Here is a 22,258-nt window from a genome sequence, read left to right as displayed (position 1 = left end):
GCAGCGTCATGGTGACGTCTTGGCCGATGCGGGAGTGGCCGTGCGAACTTCGGTCGGCACGAAGAGTCCCGAGCTCACCAAGGATCCCTGAAAAAAGCGAAACCCCAGCCTGGTGCAGGGCCCGCGAGGGCCCGGCCAAACTGGGGTGATGGGGTGAGCGACGGGTTTCGAACCCGCGACCTCCTGGACCACAACCAGGTGCTCTACCAGCTGAGCTACGCCCACCATCGCCGGGTTCGGGAAGCTTCCCCATCACCTCGGCCGCACTATATTAGCGTGCCCGTTTGCGGGGCTCGCAACGGGTTACCGTTCGTGGCGTTCCCGCACTTCAGCGGCCGCCGCCTTGGCCTCTTCGGTGGTCGGGCCGGGCTGCGGGACGAAGGCGGCGCGACGGTAGTAATCGAGCTCCCAGATGGATTCCTTGATGTCGGCGAGCGCGCGGTGCGCGAGGCCTTTCTCGGGCTTGGCGTAGTAGATCCGCGGGTACCACCGCCGGACGAGTTCCTTCACCGAGGACACGTCGACCATGCGGTAGTGCAGGTGCGCGTCGAGAAGTGGCATGTCGCGGGTGATGAAGCCGCGGTCGGTGGCGATGGAGTTGCCGGCGAGCGGGGCGACGTTGGCCTCGGGCACGTGCGCGCGGATGTACTCGAGGACGCGCTGCTCGGCTTCTGCCATGGTGACCGTGGAACGCCGGACCTCTTCGGTGAGGCCGGAGCGGGCGTGCATTTCGCGGACGACCTCCGGCATGCCGTCGAGGGCTTCGTCGTCGGCGTGGATGACGATGTCGACGCCTTCACCGAGGACGTTGAGCTCGGCATCGGTCACCAGCGCGGCTATTTCGATCAACGCGTCCTTGCCGAGGTCGAGCCCCGTCATCTCGCAGTCGATCCAGACTAGGCGGTCGTTCACCCCGGAACCCTAACCCGACCCGGCGATTCACGACGTGCGACGTGCGGGGTTCGGCCAGGAGATCGCGCAGGGATATGTCTCCGGCGCCGCGGTCCGGTCGCCGCTGGTGACGCTGGACCGGCACGGGCTGGGGAACCGGAGGCGGCGGTGAAACCTGACGTGTTCTGTCAGGTATGTCCGGCAGGCTCGACGGCATGACCAATACCGCGACAGCGTCGTTCACTGTGGACGGCTGGGAGCCGCAGGCCACCGACAAGTCCGAAGACACCGAATTCTCGCGGGTGCTGCTGACCAAGACGTTCACCGGTGACGTCGAGGGCGCCAGCGCCGTGGAGATGCTGACCGCGGTGAACGGGACGTCGTCGGCGTACGTCGCCTTCGAGCGACTGGCCGTCACCGTCGACGGGCGTAAAGGCGGTTTCGTCCTGCATCACTCCGCGGGGGAGGACGGGCATCATCTGATCGTCCTGCCGGGCTCCGGTCACGGTGAGCTGGCCGGCATCACCGGAACGGCGGAGATCGTCAAGGACGACAAGGGCAACCACACGTTCACTCTCACCTACGAACTTTGAACGCGTGTAGGACTCCTCCCCGAGGGAGTCCTACACGCGTTCCGGCTGGGCCGCCCCCGACAGCGGCCCGGACGGCCGGGTCAGCCGACGATTTGCTCGACGATCTTCCTGGCGTCGTTGATGGGGATCGCGAAGCCGATACCGATGCTGCCGGTCGAGGCCGGGTTGTACAGCGCGGAGTTGATGCCGATGACGTTCCCCCGCGCGTCCACCAGCGCCCCGCCCGAGTTGCCCTGGTTGATCGGAGCGTCGGTCTGGATGGCGGTGTAGCTTGGCCCGGCTTCGTTGGTGGTCCTGCTGTAGGGCGAGCGCCGTTCCTGGCCACCGCTCAACTCGCTGAGCTCGCGGTTCAGCGCGCTCACGACCCCGGTGGTCACGGTGTTCTGCAGCCCACCGGGCGAGCCGATCGCGACGACCTGCTGGCCGACGGCGAGCTTGCTGGAATCGCCGAACGAAGCCGGCGTCAGGCCGCTCGCGTCCTTCGCCTGGATCACGGCGATGTCGGCCTTCGGGTCGGCGCCGACCACGCTCGCCTGGTACTGCTTGCCGTCCGACAGGGTGACAGTCACGTCGCCCTGGGCGGCGGCGACCACGTGGGCGTTGGTGAGGATGCGCCCGTCCGCCGTCAGGATGACACCGGAGCCGACGGCCTCACCCTCCGCGGTGGTCACGTTCACCTGGACGACGCTCGGGGTCACCTTCGCGGCGACCCCGCTGACGTCACCCGAAGCGGTGTTCCCGACCGGTTGCCCGTCGGCGACCGCGGACGAACCCGTGGCCGGCGCCGGCGACGTGGAGCCGAGCCCCACGATCGCCGCTCCACCGACCCCGCCGAAGAGCGCGGCGGCGAGCGCGGTCGCGCTGACGAGGACGGCGACCCGGCCGCCCTTCTCGCGCGGTGCGGGGGCGGGGGCGAAGAGCGGATCCGGTACGGCCTGCCAAGCGGGGTGACCGGGGTACTGCTGCTGATGCGGCGGCTGGTGCCCACCGGTTGAGGCGGGGCCGGGCCGACTCTCGTTCTCGGTCATGGACCAAGATTCGCGCCCGTACTTGTGAACCGCCTGTGGAAAACCCCTGTCCTTCCCTGAGAAGAATCAGCTGAGAAAGCTCAGCGTTTCCTCAGTCGAAGAACGCCGGGACGTCCAACGCTCCGCCCGACGCCTCGAACTCCTCGTGCACCGCGGCGCGGAGTTCGGCGTCGGCCAGGTAGTCGACGGCGGTCAGCGCCAGCCCCAGCGCACCGTCGACGACCGCGCGATCGCCGTCCGGCGAACCGGCCGCGGCCGCGAACTCCTTGGTGTGCAAGGCGGTCGTCGGTCCGGCGATGGCGATCATCGGGTGGATCGCGGGCATCCGGTAGGAGAGGTTGCCGAGGTCGGTCGAACCGGTGAGGAAGTCGGGCACGATGCCCGGCGGCAGCGGTTTACGGCCGGCGTCGACCTGATGCGCCGACCATCGTCCGGCGAGGGTGGTGTTGAACCGGATCGGCAGATACGCGGGCTGGGCGTCCCACCGCAGTTCGACCCCGCAGCCGGTCATCTCCGCCGCGCCGCGGGCGATGGCGGAAACGCGCTCGGCGAGGTCGCGAAGCGTGTCCGGTTGCGCGGAGCGGAGATAGAACAGCAGCGCGGCGCGTTCGGGGACGACGTTCGGCCGCGCGCCACCGTCGGTGAAGACGCCGTGGACGCGATCGCTGGAGGGCAGATGCTGCCGAAGCGCCGCGACGCCCTGGTACGCGGCGACGGCGGCGTCGAGCGCGTTGCGTCCCATGAACGGCTGGGCCGAGGCGTGCGCGCCGACCCCGTGGAACACCATTTCCAGCTGGCGCCTGCCGAGGAACGGGTGCATGGCGATGTCGTGGCTGAACGGATGCAGCATGACCACGGCGTCGACGTCGTCGAAGACGCCCGCGCGGGCCATCGTCTCCTTGCCGCCACCGCCTTCCTCCGCCGGCGTGCCGATCAGCGAGACCCGGCCGCCCAGCCGTTCGGCGACCGCCGCCGCGCCGAGGAAGCCACCCGCGCCCGCCGTGCAGATGACGTTGTGCCCGCAGCCGTGGCCGAGCCCGGGAAGGGCGTCGTACTCGGAGAGGACGGCGATGTGCGGACCGCTGCCGGGGGTGGTCGCGACCAAGGCGGTGTCCAGTCCGCCCACGCCGATCGTGACCTCGTGGCCGTGCCGCCGGAGCAGGTCCCCGAGCGCGCGGACCGAGCGATGCTCGGCGAAACCTTCCTCGGGATGAGCGTGCAGGTCCTGGCTCAGTTCCACCAGTTCCGCGGTCAGCGCGCGGATCCCGGTGCTGACGGCGTCTCGTGTGGCGGCGTCCGCGCCGTCGTGGGGCGAGCCGAGGGGTTCGGCCGCGGCGACGGCCTCCGCGGTCGCTTCGACCAGCGAACGGAGGTAGCCGTCGTCGGGGGGGATCGGCGAAGCGTGCTCAGAGCGGATCATTTCCGGATGTTAACCGGTAGCCCGCCCGTGACGATCTGCGTGACGCCGGAGTACCGCTCGTCGACGTGGTCGAAGCCGCGCCGGGCCAGTTTCGCCGCGATCTCGCCGCGGTCGAACATCCGCTGTCCGCTCAGCCTGCCGAGGACGGTGTCCACCAGCCGCAACGGCTGATCACCGTGCCGGGCACTGGTCAGCATCACCAGTGAGCCGCCGGGTTTCAGCACGCGCGCGAACGAGTCCAGCGCCGCGTCCGGATCGGCGAACATGTGCAGGGCGGCGAAGCAGCAGACGGCGTCCACAGTGGAATCCCCGAACGGCAGGTCGACGGCGTCGGCGCGCAGATAGGCCACCGAGGGCGGATTCAGGGCGGAGAGTGCCTTTTCCAGCATACCGGCCGAACCGTCGAGTCCGATGGACAACCCTTCCGGGCCCACCGCTTCGCCGAAGGCACGTGTGAACCGCCCGGTGCCGCAGGCGACGTCCAGCACGACCTTTCCGGGGCGCAGGCCGAGTGCCTCGCTCGCGATACGGACTTCGTCCGCCATCGTCGGGCCGTTCAGTCCTTTCGCGACCCTGCCCAGCGCCGGGCGCCAGTACCGCTCGTAGATCATCGGTACGGCGGACGTGCGCATCAGCCGCTGCGCGAGCCCGGTCGGGGGCCCCGCCTGCGGGATTTCTCCGAGCAGGTCGAGGAAATCTCCTCCGCCGACGGGCTTGGTGCCCGGCCGCAGCAGGCTTTCCAGACGTGCGCGATGGTCCGGCATGGCTGCTCCCTTCACCGTCCTCATCGAAGAATCTGCCATGACCGGCCCGTTCGCGACATCCCCGCCGCCGCGACCCGAAACTGTCGGTGGCCATCTCTAACGTCGGAGGGAGTCGCCGTTCCCCAGCCGAAGGAGCCCGAAATGACCGGCTCGATCCTGCAGCACACCGCCAAGACCACGCTCCGCATCCCGGTGCGCGGCCCGTTCGACCTCGACAAGTCGATCCGGTTCCTCACCGACTTCCCGCCCGCGTGCCGCGCGGACGCCGCCGCCGAACCCGGCACCCTGCGCTTCGCCTTTCCCGCCGAAGCGGGCTGGGAGCATGTCGGTGCGGCCGTCAGGCAGAGATCACCGGGTTCGATCGAGGTGGAGGTGTTCGCCGAGGAAGGGCTCGCCGTCGAGGTCGGTGCTCAGGTACGCCGGATCCTTTCGGTGGACGTCGACGGCGTCGGCTTCGCCAAGATCGGCACCGCGGATCCCGTGGTGCGCCGCCTGCAGCAGACGTTCCCCGGGCTGCGGCCCGTGCTGTTCCATTCGCCCTACGAAGCGGCCTGCTGGGCGATCCTGAGTCACCGGGCGCGGATGTCGCAGGCCACTGCGGTGAAACGACGGCTCGCCGAGGAGTTCGGCAGGCCGGTGGACGTCGGCGGGAAGCTGCTGCGGTCGTTCCCGGCGCCGGACGTGCTGGCCGATCCCGAGGCCGGGCGTGGCCTGCCCGAGGTGAAGGCCGAGCGGTTGCGCGCGGTGGCCAACGCCGCCAAGGACGGTCTGCTCGACGCCGCGTATCTGCGTGCGATGCCCGTCCCGGACGCGCTGCGCTGGTTGCAGCGGTTACCGGGGATCGGCCCGTTCTCGGCGCAACTGATCCTGATCCGGGGTGCCGGGCATCCGGACGTCTTCCCCGCGGGCGAGCCCCGGTTGCAGGAAGCCATGCGCGCCGCGTACGACCTGCCGATGGCGCCGCCCGAGGAGCTGGAGGAGCTGTCCGCAGTGTGGCGGCCGTTCCGCAGCTGGGTGGCCTTCGCCCTGCGCAACGACCGGGAGTTTCGCACGCGTGAGATCGGGGGTTCGATGACCGCCTGACACGGGACGTATCCGGCTTGTGGTGAGCTGGTGCGGTGAGCGCGTCTCCCGCCGAAACGGTTTCCGGTATCGCCCAGTCCACCCCGCCCGGCACGATCACCCTGGTCACCGGTGGTCTCGCGCTGCTCGTGGTGCTGTCCGGCAGGCCTTGGCGGATCGCCCGCAACCTGATCACGCTCGTCCACGAGGCGGGCCACGCGCTGGCGGCGGTGCTGGTCGGCCGCCGGCTGCAGGGCATCAAACTGCACTCCGACACCTCCGGCGTCACCGTCTCCCGCGGCAAACCGGAGGGACCGGGAATGGCGTTCACCGCGCTGGCCGGGTACCCGGCGGCCGCGGTGCTCGGGCTGGTGTTCGCGGGGCTGCTCTCGTCGGATCTGATCACCGTCGTGCTGGTCGTGATGGCCCTGATGCTGCTGGGCGTGCTGGTGATGGTGCGCAACATCCACGGCGTGTTCACGGTGGTCGCCAGCTCGGTGGTGCTCGGGCTGGTCGCGCTGGTGGCGCCGTCGTGGTTTCAGGCGATCTTCGTCTACCTGCTGACCTGGTTCCTGCTGTTCGGTGGCGTCCGGCCGGTGGTCGAGTTGCAGATCAAACGGCGCCGGGGTGCGGCGAGGGATTCCGACGCCGATCAGCTCGGCAGGCTCACCGGGGTGCCCGCGGTGCTGTGGGTGCTGGTGCTGGTCGTGCTGACGGTGAGCTGTCTCTTCGCGGGCGGGTTGTGGCTGCTGGAGCCGACCGTCGCCTGACCGGGGTGGTACGGCAGACTGATGGCTCGTTCCGCGCGGAGGGAGTCACCAGATGGACGAGGTCGCCAAGGCCGTCGAGGACTGCGCTCGATCGGCGAAACGGGCCGCACCGTCGCTGGCCGCCGCCTCCGCGGAGGCGATCGACGCCGCGCTGAACGCCATGGCGGACAAGCTGGTCGAGCACGCCGACGTCGTGCTCGATGCGAACCAGGCCGACATCGCCAAGGCACGCGAGGACGGGATGAGCGCGGGCCTGCTCGACAGGCTCACCATCACTCCCGAGCGGCTGACCGGCATGGCCGAACAGCTCCGGCTCCTGGCGGGCGCGCCGCATCAGGAGCGGTCCGTCGACGTGTCCACTTTGGACGGAGGGCTGCGGCTGGTGGAACGCCGTCGCCCGGTCGGTGTGATCGGCGCGAACTACGAGGCGCGGCCGAACGTCACGGTCGACGTCGCCTCGCAGCTGGTGAAGTCGCGCAACGGCGGCGTGCTCCGCACGGGTTCCGCCGCGCTCGGCTCGGCCCAGCGCCTGCGCGAGATCGTGATCGCCCCCGCGCTCGCCGAGGCGGGCATCGACCCGGACGTCATCCAGCTGGTGCCGCGCGCCGAACGTGAAGCGGCTTCCGCGCTGGTCCGGTTCCCCGCGCTCGTGCCGCTGGTGATCCTGCGCGGCAGCGGTGACAGCACCAGGGCGCTGGCCACCGAGGCGGCCGTCCACGGCGTCCGCACGCTGGCCCACGCCGACGGTGGCGGCGTGCTGTACGTCGACGAGGCCGCCGACACCGACAAGGTGCGCGACTTGGTCTTCAGCAGCCTCGACCGGCTCGGCGTCTGCAACCGGCTGAACCTGCTGCTGATCCACGAGGCCGCCCACGACCGCGTCTGGCCCGGCATCTCCGGCGCGCTGGCCGAACGTGGCGTCCTCCCGTCGCTCGCCCCGCACGAGCACGCCATCGGCTACGAATGGGCGCTCGACTCCGACCGCGAAGCGACCGTCACCGTCGCGAAGGTGGCGAACCTGCCCGAAGCGGCGGAGATCGCCAACGAGCGCACGTCGGGGCTGGCCGCCGGCATCGCCACCGAAAGCAGCGAAGCGGCTGACGCGTTCTTCGACGCGTACACCGGCACCGGCGTCTTCTGGAACGCTCCCACCCGGCTGCTCGACGGCTTCAAGCTCCTCGCCGTCCCCGAGACCGGCATCAACCTGGACAAGGTCCCCGGCCCGCGCGGTCCGGTCACCTACACCGATCTCTACGTGCGGCAGTACGCCGTGCTGCCCGCCTGACGCGCGTTGGTCGAGAGTGGCGTTTCGGGTTCTGATCCGAAACGCCACTCACGACCACCCGGAGCGATAGCAAAGGTCCCTTGCTCCCGCGGCGAGCCAAAGCCCCTCAACGACGCCGGCGCTTCGACCGGGGTCGCGGCCGAGGCGGCAACGACTCCGCGGTGGCGTCCTCGGCCTCGTCCGCGACGGATAGCGGAGTGGCGTCGTCCAGTCCCAGCATCTCCGCGGCAAGCTGCTGCGAAGAGGCGAACATGCCCGAAGGCCGCTCCCGCGCCCGGCGCAGGGAAGAGGGCCGCAGCCGGTTGTATCCCCGCACCGACACCGGCCGCCGGGACCGCACTTCGTACTCGGCGTGCGAAGCGAGCTCCGTGGCGAGTTCCTTGTCCACCAGGATGGTGCCCGGCCGCGCGGTCGAAGTGAGGCGGGCGGCGAGGTTCACGACCGAGCCGTAGACGTCGCCGAACCGGCTGAGGATCCGGCCCGACGCGAGGCCGGCTCGCACGGCGGGCAGGGTTTCGTCGGCGTCGGCGCGTTCGGACAGGGCCAGGGCGATCTCGGCGCCGTCGACGGCGGAATCGGCGACGAACAGGACCTCGTCGCCGATCATCTTCACGATCCGCCCGTGGTGCTCGGCGACCACCTCGGTGGCGACGGATTCGAACCGGTCGAGGATGTCGGTCAGCCGCTCTTCGTCGACCTGCCTGGTCAGCCGGGTGTAGCCGACCATGTCGACGAATCCCACCACCTCGGTCCTCGCCCCGAGGTCCTCGTCGGGAAAGGCCATCGCCCGGCCGGCGTAGGCCGCGAGGTGGCGGCGCCAGACGAACTCCTGGACCTTCTCCAGTTCGGGCAGCAGGCGTTCGACGAGCCGCCCGATCTGCCGTTCGCTGCTGCCGATCTCCTTGTTCTCGGTGATCATCGTCCACAGCATGTGGACCTGCCATTCCGCGAGCCGCGAAAGATGCTGGCCCAGCGCGCGGGTCACGGCGAGTTCGATGTTCGGGTCGATCAGCCCCGAGCTCATCAGCTGATCCGCGGTGCGGATCGCTTCGATGTCGGCGTCGGTGAAGACGACCTCGTCGTCATCGACGGTCGCGAAACCGAGCGCACGCCAAAGTCGCCGGGAGCGTTCCTCGGGAACGCCTGCCTTCTCGGCGACTTCGAGCCTGGTGTACTTGCGCTTTCCGCCGAGCAGGATCCGTTCGAGGCGCTGTTGCAGCGCGTCGGCGGAGATCTCGCCGGGTTCGGGCATCAGGTGGTGTGGACGATGAGCACGTCCACCCCGGACTTCCGCGCGACTTCGGACGGCACGGAGCCCAGGATGCGGCCCGCGAGCGTGTTCAGCCCGCGGTTGCCGACCACCAGCAGGTCGGCGGAGCGCTCGTCGACGACCTTGCGCAGCGCGTCGACCGGGTCGCCGACGACGGCGGCGGTCTCGATGTTCTTCGCGCCGGCCTTCGCGGCCCGGTCACGGGCGGACAGGAGGGTGTCCTCGGCCGGTGCCGAACCCACCACCTGGTACGCCTCGTCCCCGAGGACGTCCTGTGCCTTCTCCACGTCGCCCTTGTTGGCGGGGTGGAAGGCGCACACGACGACCAGGGTCGCTCCGGAGTCCCCGGCGACACTCGCCGCCCGGTCGACCGCGGCGAACGAGGAATCCGATCCGTCCGTGCCCACGACCACGGTCCGATATGCAGCCATCCGCAACCTCCACCGATCTGACCGCCCGCACCCGCGTGCGAGCAGCGACGACGACCGCTCGGCGAGAGGCTCGCAGGCCGTCGTGAGAGCGGTCGGAGGGAAAGGTTACTCGCCAGTCGGTTTCCGCGCTGCCGCAGGTCGCGGTGAAGGCTTCGCGCCGGATGTGGCCTTCGACACATCCGCGGTCCGCAGCTGCACGGTGGCTTCGGAGTCGGACGACGGCTTCGTCTTGAGTTCCGCCGGGACATGCGGTTCGTCGCCGAGCACGTGCGTCGCCTCGGCGAGCGCGGCCCGCGCGGTGCGGACCTGCTCGGCCAGGCTGGAACGCACCTTGCGGAGCGCTTCCACCCGTTCGGTGGCCTGGGTGATCCGCCGGTTGGACTCCTCGGTGGCCTGCCGGACGCGGCGGCGTGCCTCGTCGGCCGCCTCGGCGAGCCGGGCGTTGGCCTCGGTGATCGAGTCCTGCTTGCGCTTGTTGGCGTCGGCGATGGACTCCCGCTGACGGCGTTCGATGTCGGCCTTGGCCGTGGTCTCCTCTTCGAGCACCTTCGCGCGGATGGCGGCGGCGTCCTCCGTGGCGTCGCGGACGCGACGGGCGGCCTCGGCCTTGCTCGCGGCCTCCTGTTCGGCCAGCGCGCGCATGGCCTCGGTGCGGCGCGACGCCATCGCGATCTCGAAGTCCTCTTCGACCTGCGTGCGGCGCTGCTGCGACTCGGCGTCGAGCCTGTCGCGCTCGGCCTTCGCCTTGTCGATGATGTCCTTCGCCTCGGCGCGGGCCTTCTCGAGTACGCCGCGGTGCTCGGCCTCCATCTCCTTGCGACGGAGGTCGAGCTCGTTGAGCAGTTGCTCGTAGCGGGCACGCATGGCGCTCGCGTCGGTCTCCGCCTTCGCGCGGATGTGCCCGGCTTCGGCCTCCGCCCGCGCCTTGGTGTCGGCGGCCTCGTCCTGCGCGAGCCGCAACATGCGCTGCAGCCGCTCGGAAAGGCCTTCGACACTCGTCGGCGGCTGGGCGAGCCTGTCGACCTGCCCGCGTAGCTCCGCGATCTCGCCGCGCGCGATCTCCAGCTGCCGTGCCAGGTCGCCCGCCTGCCCGATGGCGGCATCGCGATCGGCGGTGAGCATCTTCAGATCGGCGTCCAGCCGTTCGAGATGCTCGTCGACCTGCGCACGGCTGTAACCGCGCTTCGCCACGTCGAAGCCGGCTCCCAGCGGCACTAGCTCCCGTTCCTCGCCAAGGCTCATCCTTCTACCGTAGTCGAGCTGGAGTCACGGAAGGGCGAGCACCCACGCAACGCGCGGTGAAAGCGCGTTCTGGCGCGCTAAACGTTCCGGAACGCGTTGATCCCGTCGATGTGCTTTTCGCGCAACTCGTGGTTCCGGACGCCCAGACCTTCTTCCGGGGCAAGGGCGAGCACGCCGACCTTGCCCTGATGCGCGTTGCGGTGGACGTCCAGCGCGGCCTGCCCGGTGTCTTCGAGCGCGTAGGTCTTCGACAGTGTCGGGTGGATCAGACCTTTCGCGATCAGCCGGTTCGCCTCCCACGATTCGCGGTAGTTGGCGAAGTGGCTGCCGATGATCCGCTTGAGGTTCATCCACAGGTAGCGGTTGTCGAACTGGTGCAGGTAGCCCGAAGTCGACGCGCACGTGACGATCGTGCCGCCCTTGCGCGCGGCGTAGACCGAGGCGCCGAAGGTTTCGCGGCCAGGGTGCTCGAAGACGATGTCCGGGTCCTCGCCACCGGTCAGCTCGCGGATCTTCTTGCCGAACCGCTGCCACTCCTTCGGGTCCTGGTTGTGCTCGTCCTTCCAGAACTCGTAGCCCTCGCCGGTGCCGCTGCTGCGGTCGATGATCAGCTCCGCGCCGAGCTTCCGGCAGATCTCCGCCTTTTCGGGGCTGGAGACCACGCACACGGGAATCGCGCCGCCGTTGAGCGCGTACTGCGTCGCATAGGAACCGAGGCCACCCGAAGCGCCCCAGATCAGCACGACGTCACCCTGCTTCATGTCGGCGCCGTTGCGCGAGACGAGCTGGCGGTAGGCCGTGGAGTTCACCAGGCCGGGGGAGGCGGCCTCCTCCCAGGTGAGGTGACCCGGCTTCGGCATCAGCTGATTCGCCTTCACGAGCGCGATCTCGGCGAGCCCGCCGAAGTTCGTTTCGAAACCCCAGATCCGCTGCTCGGTGTCGAGCATCGTGTCGTTGTGCCCGTCCGGGCCCTCGAGTTCGACGTTGAGGCAGTGCGCGACGACCTCGTCGCCCGGCTTCCAGTTGTGCACGCCGGGGCCGGTGCGCAGCACGACGCCGGACAGGTCCGAGCCGACCACGTGATAGGGCAGGTCGTGGCGCTTCGACAGCGGCGAAAGCCGCCCGTAGCGCTCCAGGAACTTGAAGGTCGACACCGGCTCGAAGATCGAGGTCCAGACGGTGTTGTAGTTGATCGCGCTCGCCATGACCGCGACCAGCGCCTCGCCCGGACCGAGTTCCGGCGTCGGGACCTCGTCCACGTGCAGCGACTTGCGCGGATCCTTGTCCCGGCTTTCGAGGCCTTCGAACATGGCGGCCTCGTCCTTGCGCACGGTCACCCCGCGATAGGACTCCGGCACGTCGAGCGACGCCACGGCGCCGAGGTCATCGTTGAGAATGGCCTGCTGGATCTCGCCGATCTGCGTCATCGGAACCTCCGCGCTTGGGGGGACGGCGTAGGCGCCATAAATTACTCACCGGTAACCAGGTCCACAACCGTACGAGACGTGGAGCACGTCTGCGTCCGAAGTGCTATCGACCGGTCTTGACCGGCCGGTCAACCAAGTGGACCATCAGGGATGAAAACCTCTCCGACCTGCAGGTTCAGCCGATCCGCGGAGGTGGGCACGCATGAACGAACCCACGACGCGCCCTTGGAACCGTCCCCATGACCGGGCGGAGGTGGTCATCGGTGTCGTGGTCACGCTTTCACCCCTCTGGATGACCACGGACAGCACCGCCATGTGGTCGCTCGTCCTCCTGGGCGCGCTGATCGCCCTCGACGGCCCCGCGTCGCTTGCGATGCCTGGCATGGTCTATGGCGAAGGCATCCAGATCGTGCTGGGCGCGCTGTTGTTCCTTTCACCCTGGGTGATGGGATACACCGACTTGGCGGGCGCGTCCTGGACCGCCTGGATCGGCGGCGTCCTGACGGTGGTGGCCGGGGCGGCGGCGATGCCGATCGCCCAGGCGACGCACCGGACGGCGGGGCAGCACTGATTCGGGAGGGAACGGCGTGAAAGAGGATTCGGCGAAACGGCGCATCCTGTGGGCCGCGGAGGCGCTTTTCGCCGAATCCGGTTTCGACGCCACGCCCACTTCGCGGATCGCGGAGCGGGCGGGCGTGCCGAAAGGCCTGGTGCACTACTACTTCCGGCGCAAGCCGGACCTCTTGGCCGCGCTGGTCGCCGAACTGCCCGACGCCCGGATCGAACCGGCCGTCGTGGTGGTCCCGGGCGACCTCGTGGGCAGCCTTCGCGGTCTCGTCGTCGAACTCGACAGACGGTTCGACCGCTCCCTGGCGCTGTCACACCTGCTGTGGCGCGAGGCCGACACGCACCGCGCGGTCCGCGACGCGCTGGCCGACCGGTTCCAGCAACTCGTCCGCCAGGTGAAGGCGGTGATCGTGGCCGCGACCGGCGGCGAACTCGCGACCGCCGACGTCGATTCGGCGTCGGGACTGCTCGCCCGGGCGGTCAGCCATCGCCACGCGACAGCGCGGCACAGCGAGGACGGCGACCCCGCCGGAATCGACCGCGAGGTCGTCTTCATCGCCGCGGCGTTGACGCGGGGTCAGTGACCGGTCTTCGCGGGTTCCACCAACTCGACGAGCACGCCGCCCGCGTCCTTGGGGTGGACGAAGTTCACCCGGCTGTCGGAAGTGCCACGCTTGGCCTCGTCGTAGAGCAACCGGAGTCCCTGCGCGCGCAGCGCCGCCGCGGCGGCGTCCACATCGGACACTCGATACGCCAGCTGCTGCAGTCCGGGGCCGCTCTTCGCGAGGAACTTGCCGATCGCGGAATCCTCGCGCAGCGGCGCGAGGAGCTGGATCGCGGTCTCGGTCCCGGCGGTGCCCGGCGCGCGCAGCATCGCCTCGCGGACCCCTTGCTCCTCGTTGACCTCCTCGTGCGCGACCTCCAGGCCGAAATGCTCGGCGTGGAAGGCGATCGCCGCGTCGAGGTCGGGGACCGCGATGCCGACGTGGTCGATGGCCGTCACGAACTGTTTCAGCACCTGGTTCATGCAGAGCAGGATAGGTGCGCGGGCGAGCTGACCGGCGTGCGCCGCCTCACACTGGCTCCATCAAGAGACCCTCGATCCGGGTATGGTCGCGAAGACCCCCTTTGCCCTTGCGCCGATGCTTGGAGGACGCCGTGTCCGGTTCCGTGATCCTGGGTGCCGCCCGTACACCGATCGGGCGCTTGCTCGGTTCCCTGAAGGACTTCTCGGGCGCACAACTCGGCGGATTCGCCATCAAGGCGGCGCTGGAGCAGGCCGGTGTCTCGCCGGACGCGGTCCAGTACACGATCATGGGCCAGGTGCTCACCGCCGGCGCGGGCCAGATCCCGGCCCGTCAGGCCGCGGTGGCCGCCGGTATCCCGATGACCGTCCCGGCGCTGACCGTCAACAAGGTCTGCCTTTCCGGTCTCGACGCCATCGCGCTCGCCGACCAGCTCATCCGCGCGGGTGAGTTCGACCTGATCGTGGCGGGCGGCCAGGAGTCGATGACACAGTCGCCGCATCTGCTGCCGAAGTCCCGCGCGGGCTTCAAATACGGCGACACCACGCTCGTCGACCACATGGCCTACGACGGCCTGTTCTGTGCCTTCGACCAGGTCGCCATGGGCTCGTCGACGGAGAAGTACAACGGCCGCTACGGCATCACCCGGGAGCAGCAGGACGAGTTCTCCGCGCGATCGCACCAGCGTGCCGCCGCCGCCATCGCGGAGGGCCGCTTCGACGCCGAGATCGCCCCGGTGTCGATCCCGCAGCGCAAGGGCGACCCGGTCGTCTTCTCGAAGGACGAAGGCGTCCGCGCCGACACCACCGCGGAAGGCCTCGCGAAGCTGCGCCCGGCGTTCGCCTCCGACGGCACGATCACCGCCGGCTCGGCGTCGCAGATCTCCGACGGCGCGGCCGCGGTCATCGTCGCGAGCAAGGCCAAGGCCGAAGAACTGGGTCTGACGCCGCTCGCCGAAATCGGCGCGCACGGGGTGGTCGCCGGCCCGGACGCGAGCCTGCACGAGCAGCCGTCGAACGCGATCCTGGCCGCCCTGGCCAAGGAGAAGCTGACCGCGGACGCGCTCGATCTCATCGAGATCAACGAGGCGTTCGCCGCCGTCGGCCTGGTGTCGGCCGACAAGCTCGGCGTCGGCGCGGACAAGGTGAACGTCGACGGTGGCGCCATCGCCCTCGGTCACCCGATCGGCGCGTCCGGCGCGCGGCTCGCCGTGCACCTGATCCACGAACTCCGTCGTCGCGGCGGCGGCCTCGGCGCGGCCGCTCTCTGCGGTGGCGGCGGCCAGGGCGACGCGCTGCTGCTCCGCGTCCCGTAAAGACCTTGCCGGTACAGCTGGACATCGACGAACTGGTCGATCGCGCGCGGGACGGCGTCCCCCGCGCGATCGCCCGGTTGCTGTCGCTGGTCGAGGACGCCCATCCGCGGTTGCCCGAGGTCGCGGCGAAGCTGACGCCGTACACCGGCAACGCGCGGGTCATCGGGCTGACCGGCCCGCCCGGTGTCGGCAAGTCGACATCCACCTCCGCGCTGCTCACCGCGTTGCGGGCGAAGGGATCGAGGGTCGGCGTCCTGGCGATCGACCCGTCGTCGCCGTTCTCCGGCGGCGCGCTGCTCGGCGACCGGATCAGGATGACCGAACACGTCACCGATCCCGGCGTCTTCATTCGTTCGATGGCCACCCGCGGGCATCTCGGCGGCCTTTCGTGGGCGACGCCGCAGGCCGTCCGGGTGCTCGACGCGGCCGGTTTCGACGTCGTGCTGATCGAGACCGTCGGCGTCGGTCAGTCCGAAGTGGACATCGTGAAACTGGCCGACACCACGGTGGTCCTGCTCGCGCCGGGGATGGGCGACGGGATCCAGGCGGCCAAGGCCGGTGTGCTGGAGATCGCGGACGTGTTCGTGGTCAACAAGGCCGACCGCGACGGCGCGGACGCGACCGTGCACGACCTCAAGCAGATGATCTCTTCGGTACGCCGGGAAATTCGCGGTCCTGGCTGGCGTCAGCCGATCGTGCGGACGGTGGCCTCACGGGGCGAAGGCGTGGAGGACGTCGTCCGCGCGCTGGACGAACATCACGACTGGCTGGTCCGGCGAGCCGAACTACCCGGCCGTCGCGCGGCGCGGGCCCGTGACGAGGTCGAGACGATCGCCCTGCGGCGGCTGCGCACGGAACTCGTCGACCTGCGGTCCGGTGACCGGCTCACCGAACTGGCCGAACGCGTGGTGGCGCGGACGCTCGACCCGTTCGCCGCGGCCGACGAACTGATCAACGATCTTCGCGACGCGTGAGGACGGTGCCGGAGCGTCGGGACAGTCGAGTCCGGCCTTGAGGGCAGCGGTCAGAATTCGACGTACATCTTGATGTCGCCGAAATCGCTGTCGAGATTGTCCAGATGGGCGATCGCGTCCTCTTTCCAGACCTCGAGCTGATTCGTCTCGCCGTAGGTGAGCTGTCCGCCGTCGGCCACCTTGTTGGCGTAGTCCGTGATCGTGACGGTCCGGCCCCGGCAGAACTCGACGCGCTCCAAGAACCGGTCGGCCATGTCGGGGTCGAAGACGCGGCCCATCCGGACGTAGCCGTTGTTGATGTGCTCCTCGCAGTAGAAGTGCGCCGCGGCCGAGGCGATCCACTCGGTGAGCGACGGTTCGCGAGGCGGCCACTTCTCCCGGACGTGCGACTTGATCTCCCTGGCGAGGCGGATGACGCGGCGCCGTTCGAGATCGGTCAGGCCGTCCTCCTTGCGGAAGTCGAGGATCATGTCGTCGACGACCTTGGCGAGCCTGAGCATGCGCGGCTCGTCGAGTTCGGCCGGTTTGTCCGGCGGCAGCCCCGCCATGACCCGTTCGTGCACGAGGACGTACTGCGTGTACGCGTACAGGAAGGTCAGGGCGTTCAGCTGCCATTGATGTCGTTCGGCGATCTCCACGGTCCGACCCTAACCGCGGACCTACTTCCGGACCTGGGTGAGCGGTGGGGATTCACCCTATGCTCTCTTCTTCGTCCACGGCTGGGAGGCAGGAACCGTGCAGAAGATCGCGAAGGTCGTTGTGGCAGTGCTGGGCGCCGGGCTGATGCTCGCGGCCGGTACCGGAACGGCGTCGGCGGAAGGCACGCCGCCGAAGGTCACGAAGGGGCCGTGCCAGTACACGCAGACGCCGGACGAACCGGCCGCGCGGCCGGTCCCGTTGCCGCCGGATCCCCGTCGCACGCCGGCTCGGGGCAAGGTGCCGGTTCAGCTCAAGACGAACCAGGGCGAGATCGACCTGACCCTCGATCGGGCGAAGGCGCCGTGCACGGTGCAGAGCTTCCTCCATCTGGCGAAGCACCGGTTCTACGACCGCACGACCTGCCATCGGCTGACCGCGTACCCGACGCTCAAGGTGCTGCAGTGCGGTGACCCGAGCGGCACCGGCGAGGGCGGCCCCGGCTACAGGTACAAGGACGAACTGCCCGTGGGCTTGCCGCCCGCGCCGACCGACCCGACCGGTGAGCGCAAGGTGTACGCACGTGGCGTCCTCGCGATGGCCAACGCGGGCCCGGCGACGAACGGGAGCCAGTTCTTCGTCGTGTACGGCGACTCGGCGCTGCGCCCGAACTACACGATCTTCGGCACCGTCGGGCACGAAGGGCTCGAAACCCTCGACGACGTCGCCGCCGGCGGCATCAAGCCGACCCCGGAGAACCCCGCCCCGGTCGACGGCGCCCCCGTCCTGAAGACCGACATCCTCCGGGCGCGCCCCTGGTTCTGCTGACCCCTCCGCAATTAGTCACCTACTTGCGGAGGTTCGCCTTGCCGGCCAGCGCAAGTAGGTGACTGATTGCGGGGTCAGGTGACCTCGAAGATGGCTTCGCGCAGGGCTTGGGCGGCGCCGCCGAAAGCGTGTTTCGCGGCGGCGCCGTATCCGATGATGAGCCCTTCGCGGTGCGGCTCGCCGATCCAGTAGCCGCTGAGCCCTTCGAGCCCGATGGTGCGACGGCGGCAGGCGGCCAGCACCTCCATCTCCCCGGGAAGGCCACCGGGAAACTGGAGCACCAGATGCAGGCCGGCGGAGATCCCCTGCGGCAGCACCGAATCCGGCAGGGCGGCGAGCAACCGGTCCCGCCGGAGACGGTATTCGGTGCGGCAGCGGCGGATGTGCTGGTCGTAGGCGCCCGATTCGATCAGTTCGGCCATCGCCAGCTGGTCCAGCAGCGCGGGCCGGGCGCCGCTCGCGGCCATCTCCGTCCGGACCGGTTCGACCAGGAACCGCGGCAGCACCATCCACCCCAGTCGCAACGACGGCGCGAGCGTCTTGCTCGTCGTGCCCACGTACACGACCCGTTCGGGCGCCAGCGCCTGCAACGCGCCGACCTGCTGCTGGTCGAACCGGAATTCGCCGTCGTAGTCGTCCTCGACGACGACGGCGCCGGTCTCCTCCGCCCAGCGGGTGAGTTCCGCCCGTCGCTCGGGCGCGAGGGTGACACCCAGCGGGTACTGGTGCGCCGGGGTGACCACGACCGCCGGACTGTCCAAAGTGGATACCGTGATCCCGTGGTCGTCGACCGGGACCCCGGCCACGCGAGGACCGTTGCGGGCGGCGATGTCCCGGTAGATGTGCAGTGACGGGTTCTCGAACGCGATCTCGTCCGCGCCGCGCGCGTGCAGGACCCGCGCCAGGATCGCGATCGCGTGCGAGAACCCGGCGCACACCAGGATGCGCTCGGGATCGGCGATCACGCCGCGGCTGCGGGCCAGGTACGCGGCGAGTGTCTCCCGCAGTTCCGGCGCACCGGACTCGGCCGTGTAGTCGAACGCCGACATCGGCGCGTGGTGCAGTGCCCGGCGGGTCGCCGCGAGCCAGGCGGCGCGGGGGAACGCGGACAGGTTCGGCCTGCCGGGACGCAGATCCCAGCGCGGCGCGGGGTCGCGGGGGACGGGCCGCGGCGGTGACGCGGGCAGCGCGCCCGCCGTCGCGACGCGGGTCGGGGCGCCCTGTGCCGTCCGCAGGTAGCCCTCGGCGGCGAGGTCGGAGTAGACCCGGGTGACCGTCCCCCTGGCCACCCCGAGATCCTGCGCCAGCGCCCTGGTCGAGGGCACCGCGGCGCCCGCCTGCCAGCGTCCCTCCCGGATGGCCGCGCGGATCACCGCGGCGAGCCCGGCCCGGCCGCTTTCGGGACGCCAGTCCAAGTGGACGTCCATTCCCGAACTGGACCATGATTCTGCCATGAGACTGGACCATACTCGTGGGCCAGTCGCCGCTAGATTCGACGCCATGACCGAGCGAATCCACGTGGGCAAAAGAGTGCCCGAGATCTATCAGGCCATGGTCGGACTGCAGGCCGAAGTCGAGAAGGCCGCCGCGAACGCCGGCGTCGACCACAAGATCCTCGAACTGGTGAAGATGCGGTCGTCGCAGATCAACCACTGCGCGTTCTGCCTCGACATGCACTCCCACGAGGCGCTGCAGAGGGGCGAGTCGCCGCGGCGGCTGTTCGTGCTGCAGGGCTGGCGCGAGACCGAACTGTTCACCGAGCAGGAGCGCGCCGCGCTCGCGCTCACCGAGGCGATCACGAACGTGGCGACCCTGCACGACGTCCCGGACGACGTCTACGAAGAGGCCACTCGCGTCTTCACCGAGGAGCAGTACCGCGCCATCGTCTGGGAGGCCATCGCGATCAACAGCTGGAACCGGATGTGCGTGACCAGCCACGCGCCGCTGCCCGAGCGCGCCGAATGACGGCGGCACGGCTGCGGGAACTGCACGTCGCGGGAACGCCGTTGCTCCTGCCGAACGCGTGGGACGCCGGCAGCGCGCGTCTCGTGGAAGCCGCCGGATTCCCCGTCGTGGCGACGAGTTCCTTCGCCGTCGCGGAGGTCCTCGGATACGACGACGGGGAAGCCGCGCCCGCCGACGAGATGTTCGCCGCGGCGTCGCGGATCGCGCGGGCGGTCTCGGTGCCGGTGACCGTCGACGTGGAAGGCGGGTACGGGCTCGATGGGACCGAACTCGCGGCGAGGCTGGCCGAGGCCGGTGCCGTCGGCTGCAACTACGAGGACACCGACCACGCCTCGGGTGGAGTCCGTTCACTCGCGGCGCAGGCGGAACGGATCGCGGAGTTGCGCGAGGCGGCAGGGGACGCGCTGGTGATCAACGCCCGCGTCGACGTCTTCCTCGGCGCGTCCGACGAGCGGGCCGTACTGGACGACGCGATCTCGCGGGCCAAGGCGTACCTAGAGGCCGGGGCGGACTGCGTCTACCCGATCCTGCTGAAGTCACCGGACGTGCTCGGCGATTTCGTGCGGGCGGTCGCGCCGGGGGCGGTCAACGCCTTGCCGATGCCCGGAGGTCCCGATCTCTCCGCGCTCACCGGACTGGGGGTGGCGCGGATCTCGCTGGGCACCGGGCTGTGGAAGTCGGTACGCGCGGATCTCCGCGCGAAACTGGCCGGACTGACGGCGGGGAAGCTGCCTCACTGAAGGAAGACCGGGACGGTGCGGCCGGGGGCGTCGGATGCCGGCCGCACCGTCCCGGCGGCTAGTGGGCGACGGCCTTTTCGGCACCCACGCCGGTGAGCGAGCGGACCTCCATCTCGGCGTACTTCTTCTGGTTGTGCTCCTTGGACAGCACCGTGCCGAGCCAGCCGAGGAAGAACGCGATCGGGATCGAGACGAGACCCGGATTGTCCAGCGGGAACCAGTGGAAGTCGACGCCCTGGATCATCGAAGCGCTCTTGCCGGTCTTGGCGTCGACGGGCTTACCCGAGACGGCCGGCGAGAAGACGATCAGCAAGATGCAAACCCCGAGACCGCCGTAGATGCTCCACAACGCGCCCTGGGTGTTGAACCGCTTCCAGAACAGCGAGTAGAGGATGGTGGGCAGGTTCGCCGACGCCGCCACCGCGAACGCGAGTGCCACCAGGAACGCGATGTTCTGCCCGTTGGCGAGGATGCCGCCGAGGATCGCGACCGCCCCGATCACCAGCGCGGTGATCCGGGCGACCTTCACCTCCGAGGCCGGGCTCGCCTTGCCCTTCTTGAGCACGCTGGCGTAGACGTCGTGCGCGAACGACGCCGACGCGGTGATCGTCAGGCCCGCGACCACGGCGAGGATCGTCGCGAAGGCGATCGCCGCGATCAGGCCGAGCAGGACCGGTCCGCCGAGTTCCAGCGCCAGCAGCGGAGCCGCCGAGTTCACGCCACCGGGGGCGGCCTTGATCCGGTCCGCGCCGACCAGCGCGCCGGCACCGTAGCCGAGCACCAGCGTGAACAGGTAGAAGACGCCGATCAGCGCGATCGCCCAGACCACGGAACGGCGCGCGTCCTTCGCCGTCGGCACCGTGTAGAAGCGCATGAGCACGTGTGGCAGGCCCGCGGTGCCGAGGACCAGCGCGATGCCCAGCGACAGGAAGTCCAGTTTGGTGGTGCCGGTCTTGCCGTACTGGTTGCCCGGCCCGAGCAGCGCTTCACCGGCGCTGCCCGCCCTGTCCACGGCACCTTGCAGCAGCGAGGAAAGGTCGAAGCCGTACCTGCCCAGCACCCAGAGCGTCATCACCAGCGCGCCGACGATGAGCAGTGCGGCCTTGATGATCTGGACCCAGGTGGTGCCCTTCATCCCGCCGATGAGCACGTAGGCGATCATGATGATGCCGACGATCACGATGATCGCGGACTGCCCGGCCTTGCTCTCGATCCCGAGCAGCAGCGCGACGAGGCCACCGGCGCCGGCCATCTGCGCGAGCAGGTAGAAGAACGAGACGGCCAGGGTGGACGTCGCCGCCGCGGCCCGCACCGGGCGCTGCTTCATCCGGAACGCCAGCACGTCGCCCATGGTGAACTTGCCGGTGTTGCGCAGCAGTTCCGCGACCAGCAGCAACGCCACCAGCCAGGCCACCAGGAATCCGATGGAGTAAAGGAAACCGTCGTAGCCGTAGACGGCGATCGCGCCCGCGATCCCGAGGAACGACGCGGCGGACAGGTAGTCGCCCGCGATGGCCACACCGTTCTGCGGCCCGGTGAACGCGCGCCCCGCGGCGTAGTAGTCCGACGCCGTCTTCGAGTTGCGGCTGGCCCGGAACACGACGAACAGCGTGACGACCACGAAGAGCCCGAAGATGGTGATGTTGAGGACGGGGCTGCTGCCCTCGACTCCGGCGGCGAGGGTCATTTGGTCTCACTCTCGAGGTCGGTGCGGATCTTCTCCGCGATGGGGTCGAGTTTCTTGTTCGCGTAGCGGACGTAGAGCCCGGTGATCACGAAGGTGGAAACGAACTGCAGCAGACCGAAGATGAGACCGACGGTGATGTTGCCGGCCAGCTTCGTGCTCATGAAGCCGTGCGCGTAGTCGGCGAGCAGCACGTAGAGCAGGTACCAGACGAGGAACAGCGCCGAGACCGGGAAGACGAACCGGCGCAGCCGCGCGCGCAACTCCTTGAACTCGGGGCTGTCGTGGGCTTTGTCCCAGTCCGTTTCAGGCGGACCGGGAGCGTTCGGTTCGGTACTCAT

At 69.6% G+C, this 22,258-nt stretch carries 24 protein-coding genes and 1 tRNA gene; 11 read left to right on the top strand and 14 right to left on the bottom strand.

Going from position 1 to position 22,258, the window contains the following annotated elements:
• Positions 1-149 precede the first annotated feature (149 nt).
• Both P3102_RS29105 and orn read right to left on the bottom strand, forming a co-directional pair.
• A tRNA-His gene (locus P3102_RS29105) sits at positions 150-225 on the bottom strand.
• Between the two features lie 78 nt (positions 226-303).
• Positions 304-912, bottom strand: coding sequence for an oligoribonuclease (orn, locus tag P3102_RS29100; RefSeq protein ID WP_276363416.1), 609 nt, complete (start codon positions 910-912; stop codon positions 304-306).
• Positions 913-1,106: 194 nt separating this feature from the next.
• Between orn and P3102_RS29095 the strand changes: the two genes are divergently transcribed.
• The gene (locus P3102_RS29095; protein ID WP_276363415.1) at positions 1,107-1,484 is read left to right on the top strand and encodes a DUF3224 domain-containing protein; all 378 of its coding nucleotides are present in this window, start codon (positions 1,107-1,109) and stop codon (positions 1,482-1,484) included.
• Between the two features lie 80 nt (positions 1,485-1,564).
• Here P3102_RS29095 and P3102_RS29090 read toward each other — a convergent pair whose 3' ends face one another.
• From P3102_RS29090 to P3102_RS29080, 3 genes are all read right to left on the bottom strand, one after another.
• Positions 1,565-2,512, bottom strand: coding sequence for a trypsin-like peptidase domain-containing protein (locus tag P3102_RS29090; RefSeq protein WP_276363413.1), 948 nt, complete (start codon positions 2,510-2,512; stop codon positions 1,565-1,567).
• A gap of 91 nt (positions 2,513-2,603) precedes the next feature.
• Positions 2,604-3,932, bottom strand: a complete 1,329-nt coding sequence (locus tag P3102_RS29085) for a M20 family metallopeptidase (RefSeq protein ID WP_276363411.1) — start codon at positions 3,930-3,932, stop codon at positions 2,604-2,606.
• On the bottom strand, positions 3,929-4,696 hold the full coding sequence (locus tag P3102_RS29080; protein WP_276363410.1) for a methyltransferase domain-containing protein: 768 nt from the start codon (positions 4,694-4,696) through the stop codon (positions 3,929-3,931). Before P3102_RS29080 ends, P3102_RS29085 begins: the two co-directional genes overlap by 4 nt.
• A 141-nt stretch (positions 4,697-4,837) precedes the next feature.
• Between P3102_RS29080 and P3102_RS29075 the strand changes: the two genes are divergently transcribed.
• The 3 genes from P3102_RS29075 to P3102_RS29065 are packed head-to-tail and all read left to right on the top strand — an operon-like array spanning position 4,838 to position 7,813.
• On the top strand, positions 4,838-5,779 hold the full coding sequence (locus P3102_RS29075; RefSeq protein ID WP_276363408.1) for a DNA-3-methyladenine glycosylase 2 family protein: 942 nt from the start codon (positions 4,838-4,840) through the stop codon (positions 5,777-5,779).
• 35 nt (positions 5,780-5,814) lie between these two features.
• Complete coding sequence (locus tag P3102_RS29070; protein WP_276363406.1) at positions 5,815-6,528, top strand: M50 family metallopeptidase; 714 nt, start codon at positions 5,815-5,817, stop codon at positions 6,526-6,528.
• Between the two features lie 52 nt (positions 6,529-6,580).
• The gene (locus P3102_RS29065; protein ID WP_276363404.1) at positions 6,581-7,813 is read left to right on the top strand and encodes an aldehyde dehydrogenase family protein; all 1,233 of its coding nucleotides are present in this window, start codon (positions 6,581-6,583) and stop codon (positions 7,811-7,813) included.
• 106 nt (positions 7,814-7,919) lie between these two features.
• Here P3102_RS29065 and P3102_RS29060 read toward each other — a convergent pair whose 3' ends face one another.
• The 4 genes from P3102_RS29060 to ccrA form a co-directional block, all read right to left on the bottom strand.
• Complete coding sequence (locus tag P3102_RS29060; RefSeq protein WP_276363402.1) at positions 7,920-9,065, bottom strand: adenylate/guanylate cyclase domain-containing protein; 1,146 nt, start codon at positions 9,063-9,065, stop codon at positions 7,920-7,922.
• Positions 9,065-9,514, bottom strand: a complete 450-nt coding sequence (locus tag P3102_RS29055; protein WP_276363401.1) for a universal stress protein — start codon at positions 9,512-9,514, stop codon at positions 9,065-9,067. The genes P3102_RS29060 and P3102_RS29055 overlap by 1 nt, the downstream gene beginning before the upstream one ends.
• 105 nt (positions 9,515-9,619) lie before the next feature.
• Complete coding sequence (locus P3102_RS29050) at positions 9,620-10,756, bottom strand: chromosome segregation protein (protein ID WP_276363399.1); 1,137 nt, start codon at positions 10,754-10,756, stop codon at positions 9,620-9,622.
• Between the two features lie 77 nt (positions 10,757-10,833).
• Positions 10,834-12,183: a crotonyl-CoA carboxylase/reductase gene (gene ccrA / locus P3102_RS29045; protein WP_276363397.1), complete on the bottom strand. Its 1,350-nt coding sequence runs from the start codon at positions 12,181-12,183 to the stop codon at positions 10,834-10,836.
• 202 nt (positions 12,184-12,385) lie between these two features.
• Between ccrA and P3102_RS29040 the strand changes: the two genes are divergently transcribed.
• Together P3102_RS29040 and P3102_RS29035 are read left to right on the top strand one after the other, a co-directional pair.
• Complete coding sequence (locus tag P3102_RS29040; protein ID WP_276363395.1) at positions 12,386-12,754, top strand: SPW repeat protein; 369 nt, start codon at positions 12,386-12,388, stop codon at positions 12,752-12,754.
• Positions 12,755-12,770: 16 nt separating this feature from the next.
• Complete coding sequence (locus P3102_RS29035) at positions 12,771-13,334, top strand: TetR/AcrR family transcriptional regulator (RefSeq protein ID WP_276363394.1); 564 nt, start codon at positions 12,771-12,773, stop codon at positions 13,332-13,334.
• On the opposite strand, the gene mce is transcribed toward P3102_RS29035, so the two are convergent.
• Complete coding sequence (gene mce, locus P3102_RS29030; protein WP_276363392.1) at positions 13,328-13,777, bottom strand: methylmalonyl-CoA epimerase; 450 nt, start codon at positions 13,775-13,777, stop codon at positions 13,328-13,330. The genes P3102_RS29035 and mce overlap by 7 nt on opposite strands.
• Positions 13,778-13,908: 131 nt before the next feature.
• Between mce and P3102_RS29025 the strand changes: the two genes are divergently transcribed.
• Positions 13,909-15,090 carry an acetyl-CoA C-acetyltransferase gene (locus P3102_RS29025; protein WP_276363390.1) on the top strand — a complete coding sequence of 394 codons (1,182 nt, stop codon included), beginning with the start codon at positions 13,909-13,911 and terminating at the stop codon, positions 15,088-15,090.
• Between the two features lie 5 nt (positions 15,091-15,095).
• Positions 15,096-16,064 carry a methylmalonyl Co-A mutase-associated GTPase MeaB gene (gene meaB, locus P3102_RS29020; RefSeq protein ID WP_276363389.1) on the top strand — a complete coding sequence of 323 codons (969 nt, stop codon included), beginning with the start codon at positions 15,096-15,098 and terminating at the stop codon, positions 16,062-16,064.
• A 50-nt stretch (positions 16,065-16,114) separates the two neighbouring features.
• On the opposite strand, the gene P3102_RS29015 is transcribed toward meaB, so the two are convergent.
• Positions 16,115-16,702, bottom strand: coding sequence for a hypothetical protein (locus P3102_RS29015; protein ID WP_276363387.1), 588 nt, complete (start codon positions 16,700-16,702; stop codon positions 16,115-16,117).
• Between the two features lie 106 nt (positions 16,703-16,808).
• On the opposite strand from P3102_RS29015, the gene P3102_RS29010 reads away from it, so the two are divergent.
• Positions 16,809-17,528 (top strand): peptidylprolyl isomerase, encoded by a 720-nt coding sequence (locus P3102_RS29010; RefSeq protein WP_276371400.1) that lies wholly within the window; start codon positions 16,809-16,811, stop codon positions 17,526-17,528.
• Between the two features lie 74 nt (positions 17,529-17,602).
• On the opposite strand, the gene P3102_RS29005 is transcribed toward P3102_RS29010, so the two are convergent.
• A complete protein-coding gene (locus P3102_RS29005; protein WP_276363386.1) occupies positions 17,603-18,982 on the bottom strand; it encodes a PLP-dependent aminotransferase family protein in 1,380 nt (459 codons plus the stop codon).
• Between the two features lie 46 nt (positions 18,983-19,028).
• On the opposite strand from P3102_RS29005, the gene P3102_RS29000 reads away from it, so the two are divergent.
• Both P3102_RS29000 and P3102_RS28995 read left to right on the top strand, forming a co-directional pair.
• A complete protein-coding gene (locus P3102_RS29000) occupies positions 19,029-19,493 on the top strand; it encodes a carboxymuconolactone decarboxylase family protein (protein WP_276363385.1) in 465 nt (154 codons plus the stop codon).
• Positions 19,490-20,233: an isocitrate lyase/phosphoenolpyruvate mutase family protein gene (locus P3102_RS28995; RefSeq protein WP_276363384.1), complete on the top strand. Its 744-nt coding sequence runs from the start codon at positions 19,490-19,492 to the stop codon at positions 20,231-20,233. Before P3102_RS29000 ends, P3102_RS28995 begins: the two co-directional genes overlap by 4 nt.
• A 58-nt stretch (positions 20,234-20,291) precedes the next feature.
• Here P3102_RS28995 and P3102_RS28990 read toward each other — a convergent pair whose 3' ends face one another.
• Positions 20,292-21,920, bottom strand: coding sequence for a cation acetate symporter (locus tag P3102_RS28990; protein ID WP_276363383.1), 1,629 nt, complete (start codon positions 21,918-21,920; stop codon positions 20,292-20,294).
• Positions 21,917-22,258 carry a DUF485 domain-containing protein gene (locus tag P3102_RS28985; protein WP_276363382.1) on the bottom strand — a complete coding sequence of 114 codons (342 nt, stop codon included), beginning with the start codon at positions 22,256-22,258 and terminating at the stop codon, positions 21,917-21,919. Before P3102_RS28985 ends, P3102_RS28990 begins: the two co-directional genes overlap by 4 nt.

Origin of the sequence: Amycolatopsis sp. QT-25 (genome assembly GCF_029369745.1) — a bacterium.
GTDB lineage: Bacteria > Actinomycetota > Actinomycetes > Mycobacteriales > Pseudonocardiaceae > Amycolatopsis.
This window is presented reverse-complemented; position numbering and strand designations above follow the sequence as displayed.

Excerpts from the sequence above, each read along its gene's own strand:
- P3102_RS29095 (WP_276363415.1), top strand. The coding sequence starts at position 1,107 with ATGACCAATACCGCGACAGCGTCGTTCACTGTGGACGGCTGGGAGCCG.
- P3102_RS29090 (WP_276363413.1), bottom strand. The coding sequence starts at position 2,512 with ATGACCGAGAACGAGAGTCGGCCCGGCCCCGCCTCAACCGGTGGGCAC.
- P3102_RS29085 (WP_276363411.1), bottom strand. The coding sequence starts at position 3,932 with ATGATCCGCTCTGAGCACGCTTCGCCGATCCCCCCCGACGACGGCTAC.
- P3102_RS29080 (WP_276363410.1), bottom strand. The coding sequence starts at position 4,696 with ATGCCGGACCATCGCGCACGTCTGGAAAGCCTGCTGCGGCCGGGCACC.
- P3102_RS29075 (WP_276363408.1), top strand. The coding sequence starts at position 4,838 with ATGACCGGCTCGATCCTGCAGCACACCGCCAAGACCACGCTCCGCATC.
- P3102_RS29065 (WP_276363404.1), top strand. The coding sequence starts at position 6,581 with ATGGACGAGGTCGCCAAGGCCGTCGAGGACTGCGCTCGATCGGCGAAA.
- P3102_RS29060 (WP_276363402.1), bottom strand. The coding sequence starts at position 9,065 with ATGCCCGAACCCGGCGAGATCTCCGCCGACGCGCTGCAACAGCGCCTC.
- P3102_RS29055 (WP_276363401.1), bottom strand. The coding sequence starts at position 9,514 with ATGGCTGCATATCGGACCGTGGTCGTGGGCACGGACGGATCGGATTCC.
- P3102_RS29050 (WP_276363399.1), bottom strand. The coding sequence starts at position 10,756 with ATGAGCCTTGGCGAGGAACGGGAGCTAGTGCCGCTGGGAGCCGGCTTC.
- ccrA (WP_276363397.1), bottom strand. The coding sequence starts at position 12,183 with ATGACGCAGATCGGCGAGATCCAGCAGGCCATTCTCAACGATGACCTC.
- P3102_RS29040 (WP_276363395.1), top strand. The coding sequence starts at position 12,386 with ATGAACGAACCCACGACGCGCCCTTGGAACCGTCCCCATGACCGGGCG.
- mce (WP_276363392.1), bottom strand. The coding sequence starts at position 13,777 with ATGAACCAGGTGCTGAAACAGTTCGTGACGGCCATCGACCACGTCGGC.
- P3102_RS29005 (WP_276363386.1), bottom strand. The coding sequence starts at position 18,982 with ATGGCAGAATCATGGTCCAGTTCGGGAATGGACGTCCACTTGGACTGG.
- P3102_RS29000 (WP_276363385.1), top strand. The coding sequence starts at position 19,029 with ATGACCGAGCGAATCCACGTGGGCAAAAGAGTGCCCGAGATCTATCAG.
- P3102_RS28995 (WP_276363384.1), top strand. The coding sequence starts at position 19,490 with ATGACGGCGGCACGGCTGCGGGAACTGCACGTCGCGGGAACGCCGTTG.
- P3102_RS28990 (WP_276363383.1), bottom strand. The coding sequence starts at position 21,920 with ATGACCCTCGCCGCCGGAGTCGAGGGCAGCAGCCCCGTCCTCAACATC.
- P3102_RS28985 (WP_276363382.1), bottom strand. The coding sequence starts at position 22,258 with ATGAGTACCGAACCGAACGCTCCCGGTCCGCCTGAAACGGACTGGGAC.